The sequence below is a fragment of the Streptomyces bohaiensis genome (assembly GCF_012033785.1).
Lineage (GTDB): Bacteria > Actinomycetota > Actinomycetes > Streptomycetales > Streptomycetaceae > Streptomyces > Streptomyces bohaiensis.
Genome location: NZ_JAAVJC010000233.1, coordinates 1 through 7,370 on the forward strand (window position 1 = coordinate 1; position 7,370 = coordinate 7,370).

A 7,370-nucleotide genomic window follows, 5' to 3' on the forward strand; every position below is an offset into this window, starting at 1 on the left:
CCGGGCCCGGCCAGCGCGCGTCCGGCACGCGCCCGCGACAATGGCGCGGTCGACGGAGCGCCGCGGCGGACACGCGCCGACGGGGAGCAGGGGGCAGGGCATGGGGCACGCGACGGCAGCGGACGGCGTCCGGCTGGCCTGGCAGAGCGCGGGGAGCGGCGCACCGCTGGTCCTGCTCGCCGGGCAGTCCAACAGCCACGCCTGGTGGGACGGGGTCCGCGCCGGGTTCGCCGCCCGGCACCGCACCCTCACCCTGGACTGGCGCGGCACCGGCGCCAGCGACAAGCCGGACGACCCCTGCACCACGCGGGAGTTCGCCGAGGACGTCGTCGCCGTGCTGGACGCCGCCGGCGTCGCGCGGGCGGACGTCTACGGGACCTCGATGGGCGGCCGGGTCGCCCAGTGGCTGGCGGCGCGCCACCCGGACCGGGTGGGGCGGCTGGTCCTGGGGTGCACCTCCCCGGGCGGTCGGCACGCCGTCGAACGGGACGCCGCGGTCCGCCGCTCCCTCGCGGACAGCGACCCGGACCGGGCCCGGGCGGCCCTCGTCGGGCTGATGTACTCGCCGGCGTGGACGGCGCGGCACCCCGGTCCGTACCGGACGCTGGGCGACCCGGAGATGCCGGCGCACGCCCGCCGGCGACATCTCGCGGCCAGCAACCGGCACGACGCCTGGGCGGCCCTGCCGGAGATCACCGCGCCGACCCTGGTCGTCCACGGGACGGAGGATCGTTTCAACCCGGTGGCCAACGCCCACCTGCTGGCCGCGTGCATCCCCGGCGCCCGCCTGCTGCTGATCGAGGGGGCGCGGCACGCGTACTTCGAGGAGCACCACGCGGTGGCCGGTCCCGCGGTGCTGCGGTTCCTCGCCGGGGAGGCGGTCGGCGACCGGCCGTGAGCGGGCGGCTGCGCCGCGACGGGGTGCAGCGCGCGTGTGAGACCCCACGCCGGGCCCGCGACGCCTGCCGCGGCCGTCCGCCGCATGGTCAGGAACGCGTGAGCACACCGGTGTGAGGGCGACCCTCCGCCGCGCGGCCGGCCGCGTCCCGATCCGCCGCGGGGCCTCGACCACGCGCTCAGGCCGCTGCCGTGCCGCCGCCCTCCGCCAGCTCCCGGGCGAGCTTGTCGAGCGCCGTCGACCAGCCGTCGGCCATGCCGTCGGAGTCCTCGGCGCTCAGCACGCCGCGCTGGTGCAGCGTCACCTCCGTCCGACCCTCCCCGGATTCCGTCAGCGTCACGGTGACGACGGCGAACTCGGTGACGGGGGCGCCGCCCCCCGCGACGCCCCAGCCGAAGACGATGCGCTCGAACGGGACCAGCTCACGGTAGGTACCGGCCGAGGGGTACCGCTCGCCGCTCACCTCCTCGACCATGACCGCCTCCCAACCGCCCCCGACCCGCGCGTCGACGCGGACGGTGTCGGTCGGCGTGCGCATCCCCTGCGGCCCCAACCAGCGGGCCAGCCGGCCGGCCTCGGTCCAGGCACGGAACGCCTGCTCCGGGGTGCCCGCCACCGTGCGGGTGAGCGTGAACTCGCGCTCCCGCACGTCGGGGCCCGCGCCGGGCGGGTCGGGTTCGGTGGCGCCTGCGTCGCTGCTCATGGTCGGTCTCCTCGTCCCGGGCGGCCGGGCCGCCCGATCGGCCTGTCCCTCCCCCCGAGGGATTCTCCGGCCCGCGGCCGCTGCCGCGCGCGGGCTCGCCGGGGCGGGCCCGCGCCTCCACCGGTCGGGCGAGCCGACCGCGGCGACGACGGCCCTCGGCCGGTGGAACGGTCCGCGCGGCCGGGCGGACCGGTGCGCCGCCGCGCGGCCCTAGGCTCGGAGCATGGCTGCCGAACCTGCCGGTACCACCGGCCACGCACCGTCCTCCCGGCCCGGCGACACCTCGGTCGCGGCCTCGCGACCGACCGCCGGGCTCCCGGCCCAGCGCCCGTCCGGGGCGGTGTCCCGGGCGCCGGGCGACGAGCCCGGGGACTGCTGCCCCGCCGACGCCGGGTGCGGCGCGGCGGCGCCGCGGGAGCCCCTCGCCGCGGGCCCGCTCGGAATGCGCCTGCTGGCGTTCGCCCGGGTCCCGGAGGACGCGCCCCCGTCAGACCACGAACTGACGTACGCCATCGTCGTCGCCCGCCACCGGGGGCGGCTGCTGCTCGTCCGCGAGCGGAACCGCGGTTGCTGGGAGCTGCCGGGCGGGGGGATCGACCCGGGCGAGACCGCCCGGCAGGCCGCCGCCCGCGAGCTGTGGGAGGAGGCCGACCAGCGGGTGGCGCCGGCGGCGCTGCGCTTCGAGGGGTTCGCGCGCACCGCGCTCCCCGATCACCTCACCCGCTACGGCGCGCTGTTCTCCGCCGAGATCTCGGACCCGGTGCCGTTCACGCCCAACGAGGAGATCTCCGGGATCACCTGGTGGGACGGCGGCGACGCCCCGGCCGGCGGTCCGCTCCAGACGGTGGACGTCCACCTCGCGGAGCTGACCGCCGGTTGACCCCGCGGCGGACCGGCGCCGGCGCGGCCCCGACCCCGTGGGGCGCGGCGGGGCCGGGGTGTCAGCCGACGTTGACCGGGGCGCCGAGGTAGCTGCGCCACAGGTCGGCGTAGTACCCGCCGCGCGCCACCAGCTCGCGGTGGGTGCCGTCCTCCACGATCCGCCCCCGGTCCAGGACCACGACGCGGTCGGCGCGGGCGGCGGTGGTGAGCCGGTGCGCGACCACCAGGGTGGTCCGCCGGACCGCCAGGCGGTCGGTCGCCTCGTTGACCAGCGCCTCCGTGGCGAGGTCCAGGGCAGCGGTGGCCTCGTCCAGCAGCAGGATGTCGGGCCCGACGAGTTCGGCCCGCGCCAGCGCGAGCAGCTGGCGCTGGCCCGCGGAGAGGTTGCGCCCGCGCTCGGCGACCTCGTGGAGGTACCCGCCGGGCAGCGTGGCGATCATGGCGTGCGCGCCGACGGCGCGGGCGGCGGCCTCGACCTCCGCGTCGGTGGCCTCCGGCCGCCCGTAGGCGATCGCGTCGCGCACCGGACCGGCGAAGAGGTACGGCTCCTGCGGGACGACGCCCAGCCGCCGGCGGTAGGCGGCGGGGTCCAGCTCCCGCAGGTCCACCCCGTCGGCGAGCACCGTGCCCTCGGTGGGGTCGTAGAACCGGGCGGCGAGCTTGACCAGGGTCGACTTGCCGGCGCCGGTCTGCCCGACGAACGCGACGGTCTGCCCCGGCTCGATCCGCAGGTCCACCCCGGACAGCGCCTCCTCGGTGGTGGTGCCGTCCTCCGCGACGTACCGGAAGTGCACGTCGCGGAACTCCAGCTCGCCGCGGAGCGCCGGGACCGGGCGCGGCTCGGCCGGGTCGGGGGTGCTGGTGCGCTCCGCGAGCAGTCCCCGGATGCGCCGCAGCGCCACCGCGGCCTGCTGGTAGCCGTCGAAGACCTGCGACAGCTGCTGCACGGGCGCGAAGAACAGCTCGATGTACAGCAGGTAGGCGACGAGCGCCCCCGCGGTCAGGGTCCCGGCGGCGACCCGGGCGGAGCCGGACCACAGCACGCCCGCGGTGGCGAGGGTCGCCAGCAGCTGCACGAAGGGGAAGTAGATGGAGATCAGCCACTGGCCGCGGACCCGGGCCTGCCGGTAGCCGTCGGAGCGGGCGGTGAACCGCGCGACGGCATCGTCCTGGCGGCCGAAGGCCTGCACCATGCGCAGCCCGGAGACGTGCTCCTGCAGGTCGGCGTTGACCCCGCTGACGCGCTCCCGCGCCAGTTCGTAGGCGCGGGTGGAGGCCCGCCTGAACCAGTAGGTGCTCAGCGCCAGCGGCACCAGCGTGGCGAGGACGACCAGCGCCAGTTCGGCGTCGATGACGACGAGGGCGCCCATGATGCCGAAGAAGGTCATCAGCGCCACCAGGGCCTGCACGAGTCCCGTCTGGAGGAAGCTGGTGAGGGAGTCGACGTCGGTGGTCATCCGGGTCATGACCTTGCCGGCCATGGTGCGCTCGTAGTAGTCCAGGCCGAGCCGCTGGAGCTGCGAGAAGATCTTGATCCGCAGGGAGTACAGCGCGCGTTCGCCGGTGCGGCCCATGAGGCGCAGGCCGCCGATCTGGGCGACCCACTGGATGAGCACCACGCCGAGCGCCAGCGCCGAGGCGGCCCAGACGGCGCTGAGCGCACCGCGGGAGACCCCGTCGTCGACGCCGTGGCGGATCATGATCGGCACCAGCAGCGCGGCGAGGGCGTCGATGACGACGAAGACCAGCGCCAGGGTCATCGGCCGACCGAGCCCGGCGAGCAGCCGCCGCAGACCGTAGCCCTCGGGCTCGGGCGCGGCGCCCCGCTTCTCGTCGACGTCGGGGGTGTCGTCGGCCGGCGGCAGCGCCGCGACGCGGGCGAGCAGTTCCGGCGTGGCGGAGGCGCCCGCCATGGCGGCCGAGAAGCCGCCGGCGCCGCCGGTCGCGGCGGGGACGACCGTGCCGCGCTCGTCGTCGCCGACCTCGGTGCGCACCCACAGCTCCGGGGTGACGCCCTCGGCCACGGGGGCCGCCCCGGCCGCTGCCTCGACCGCCGGTTCGGCCGCGCCGTCGAGGCCGGTGCCGGGGCGGGGGTGCTCCGGTCGGTGCTCGTCGGTCTCGGCGAGGAGTTGCCGGTACAGGGCGCACCGGCCCAGCAGCTCGGCATGAGTGCCGCTGTCGACCAGGCGGCCGGCGTCGAGGACGGCGACGCGGTCGGCGAGCATCAGCGTGGAGCGGCGGTGGGCGATGAGCAGGGTGGTGCGCCCGGCCATCACGCGGCGCAGCGCCTCGTGGATCTCGTGCTCGACCCGGGCGTCGACCGCGGAGGTGGCGTCGTCGAGGACGAGCAGCCGGGGGTTGGTCAGGATGGCCCGGGCCAGGGCGACGCGCTGGCGTTGGCCGCCGGAGAGCGTCAGGCCCTGTTCGCCGACCAGGGTCTCGTACCCGTCGGGCAGAGCGGAGACGAAGCCGTCGGCCTGCGCGGCGCGGGCCGCGGCGCGGATCTCCTCGTCGGTGGCGTCGGGACGGCCGTAGGCGAGGTTGTCGCGGATGGTCCCGGTGAAGAGGAAGCTGTTCTCCGGGACCGTGCCGATCGCGGAGCGCAGCGAGTCGTAGGTCAGCTCGCGGACGTCGTGGCCGCCGACGCGCACCGTGCCGGCGTCGGGGTCGTAGGAGCGCGGGAGGAGCTGCGCGATGGTGGACTTGCCGCTTCCGGAGGTCCCGACGACGGCGAGGGTCTGCCCGGGTTCGATGCGCAGCGACAGCTCGTGCAGGACGGGGTTGCCCTCGGTGTAGCCGAAGGTGACGCCGTCGAGCTCGACGGCGGCGTCGGCGTCGGCGGGCAGGTCGCGCGCGTCGGGCGCCTCGGCGATCGCCGGGCGGGTGTCGATCAGTTCCAGGATGCGTTCCGCGCCGGCGCGGGCCTGCTGGCCGACGGTGATGATGACGGTCAGCATCCGGACGGGGCCGACCAGCATCGCGAGATAGGCGGAGAACGCGACGAACGTGCCGAGCGTGATGTCGCCGCGGGTGGCGAGCCAGCCCCCGAGGGCCAGCATCGCGACCTGTCCCAGCGCGGGGACGGCCTGGAGGGCCGGGAGGTAGCGGGCGCTGAGCCGGACGCCGCGGACCCGGGCGGCGAAGAGGCGGTTGCCGGCGGCGCGGAGCTTGTCGGTCTCCTGGTCCTCCTGGCCGAACCCCTTGACGACGCGGACGCCGCCGACGGCGCCGTCCACCACGCCGGCGACGACACCGGCCTGGCCCTGGGCGTACCAGGTGGCGGGAAAGAGCTTGTCGCGGCTGCGGACGGCGATGAACCAGACGGCGGGCGCCACGGCCAGGGCGACGAGCGTCAGCAGCGGCGAGAGGACCACCATCACGGTGAGGGCGACGGCGAAGAGCATGAAGTTGCCGATGGTCATCGGCAGCATGAAGAGGAGCCCCTGCACCAGCTGGAGGTCGCTGGTGGCGCGGCCGACGACCTGGCCGGTGGAGAGTTCGTCCTGGCGGCGGCCGTCGAGCCGGGTGATCGCCCGGAACATGTCGGTGCGCAGGTCGTGCTGCACGTCCAGACCGAGGCGTCCGCCGTAGAACCGGCGCAGGAAGGTCAGCACGTAGATGACGACGGCGGAGCCGAGGAGCGCGGCGAGCCAGACCTCCAGTCCGTCGCCGCCGCCGACGATGACGTCGTCGATGATCACCTTGATGAAGAGCGGGGTGAGCGCCATGACGCCCATGCCCGCCAGCGAGGAGACGAGGGCTATGAGGACGTTGCGGCGGTAGCGCCAGCTGTACGCCGCCAGTCGGCGCACCCATCCGGTGCTGCCGTCCTGGGTCGTCCCCGTCTCGCTCGCGCTCACGCGTCGTGCCTCCCGGTCTGCGGTGTGTGGTGCGGGGACGGCCGTGATGGAGCGCTCCCGTCAGGCGATCAACGCTACCGGTGAGGTCTGTCATTCCCCCGGGCGTGCGGGGGTGCGTGAGGGGCGCGGTACGGAGACGGTCGGTCGCGGCGCGTGCGCCGGTGGTGACGGGCACCGCACCGGGCAGCGCACCGGACGCCGGCCGCGGCCCCCGGCGCGGTGGGCGGTGGCGGTAGGGCGCCGGGGGCGGTGGGTTCAGCGGCAGAGGGCGAGGATGTCGTCCTCGAAGGTCGGGAACTCGGCGTCGGCCGCCGCGACCACCTCGGCGGCGGTCCGGCGATCACCGGAGGTGAAGTCCTGCGCCAGGTCGACCAGTTCGGGGTTGGGCCGGGATGCGCGCTCGGGGTCGGTGACGGCTTCGTAGGGGCCGGAGCCGTCGGCGAGGACCCAGAGGAAGCCCGCCAGGTCCGGTGCCACGACGCCGAGTTCTCCCTCGGAGCCGAGGAAGACCACGGGTTGCTCGGTCAGGGGCCGGCCCTCGCGCACCAGCCAGATCGCGGCGTGGCCGCCGGTCCCGTCCTGGCCGAAGACGAGGTAGGCGTCGCCGCTGACCTCCGCGTTGCCGGTCCAGGCGCGGAACCAGTCGGTGGTCTCGCCGGCCGGGAGGAAGTCCGTGTAGGGCTCGAAGTCGATCTGGCCGTCCTCGCCGAAGGGGAACTCGATCTCGGCGACGGCGTCGAGGGCCGCCGGGAAACGGCGGTCGTCGGTGGTGCTCATGGGCCCCAGGCTAACCACCCCGCCGGGCCCCGGGCGCGGGGCCCTCTCCTCTCGCGGCGCCCGCCTCGCGCCGGGGCGGGCGGGCGCGAGGGAGCCCACTGTTCACCGTGCCGGTGGCCCGGCTTCAGCGGAAGGTCAGCCCCACCGACCCCGGGTCCGGAAGGCTCCCATCGGCGGCGACCCCCCGCCCGGGGCGTCGCGCGGACACCGCCGGGGGACGGGCACTCCCCCGGCGGGCCGCCGCGGGCCG

General features: G+C 76.1%; 5 protein-coding genes. 2 read left to right on the forward strand and 3 right to left on the reverse strand.

The window, feature by feature from the left end; translation table 11 throughout:
- Window positions 1–100: 100 nt before the first annotated feature.
- The gene (locus tag HCN52_RS19520) at window positions 101–898 is read left to right on the forward strand and encodes an alpha/beta fold hydrolase (RefSeq protein WP_168089753.1); all 798 of its coding nucleotides are present in this window, start codon (window positions 101–103) and stop codon (window positions 896–898) included.
- Window positions 899–1,076: 178 nt separating this feature from the next.
- On the opposite strand, the gene HCN52_RS19525 is transcribed toward HCN52_RS19520, so the two are convergent.
- Window positions 1,077–1,601 carry an SRPBCC family protein gene (locus tag HCN52_RS19525; RefSeq protein WP_168089754.1) on the reverse strand — a complete coding sequence of 175 codons (525 nt, stop codon included), beginning with the start codon at window positions 1,599–1,601 and terminating at the stop codon, window positions 1,077–1,079.
- 223 nt (window positions 1,602–1,824) lie between these two features.
- On the opposite strand from HCN52_RS19525, the gene HCN52_RS19530 reads away from it, so the two are divergent.
- Entirely contained in the window at window positions 1,825–2,481 is a 657-nt protein-coding gene (locus tag HCN52_RS19530; protein WP_168089755.1) for an NUDIX domain-containing protein, read from the forward strand.
- 61 nt (window positions 2,482–2,542) lie between these two features.
- On the opposite strand, the gene HCN52_RS19535 is transcribed toward HCN52_RS19530, so the two are convergent.
- Together HCN52_RS19535 and HCN52_RS19540 are read right to left on the reverse strand one after the other, a co-directional pair.
- Entirely contained in the window at window positions 2,543–6,343 is a 3,801-nt protein-coding gene (locus tag HCN52_RS19535; protein WP_312876786.1) for an ABC transporter ATP-binding protein, read from the reverse strand.
- A gap of 255 nt (window positions 6,344–6,598) precedes the next feature.
- Complete coding sequence (locus HCN52_RS19540) at window positions 6,599–7,120, reverse strand: SMI1/KNR4 family protein (protein ID WP_168089756.1); 522 nt, start codon at window positions 7,118–7,120, stop codon at window positions 6,599–6,601.
- Between the last annotated feature and the right edge of the window lie 250 nt (window positions 7,121–7,370).

What these genes read in the sequence shown, in the direction of transcription:
- HCN52_RS19520 (WP_168089753.1), top strand. Translation starts at nt 101, where the DNA reads ATGGGGCACGCGACGGCAGCGGACGGCGTCCGGCTGGCCTGGCAGAGC.
- HCN52_RS19525 (WP_168089754.1), bottom strand. Translation starts at nt 1,601, where the DNA reads ATGAGCAGCGACGCAGGCGCCACCGAACCCGACCCGCCCGGCGCGGGC.
- HCN52_RS19530 (WP_168089755.1), top strand. Translation starts at nt 1,825, where the DNA reads ATGGCTGCCGAACCTGCCGGTACCACCGGCCACGCACCGTCCTCCCGG.
- HCN52_RS19540 (WP_168089756.1), bottom strand. Translation starts at nt 7,120, where the DNA reads ATGAGCACCACCGACGACCGCCGTTTCCCGGCGGCCCTCGACGCCGTC.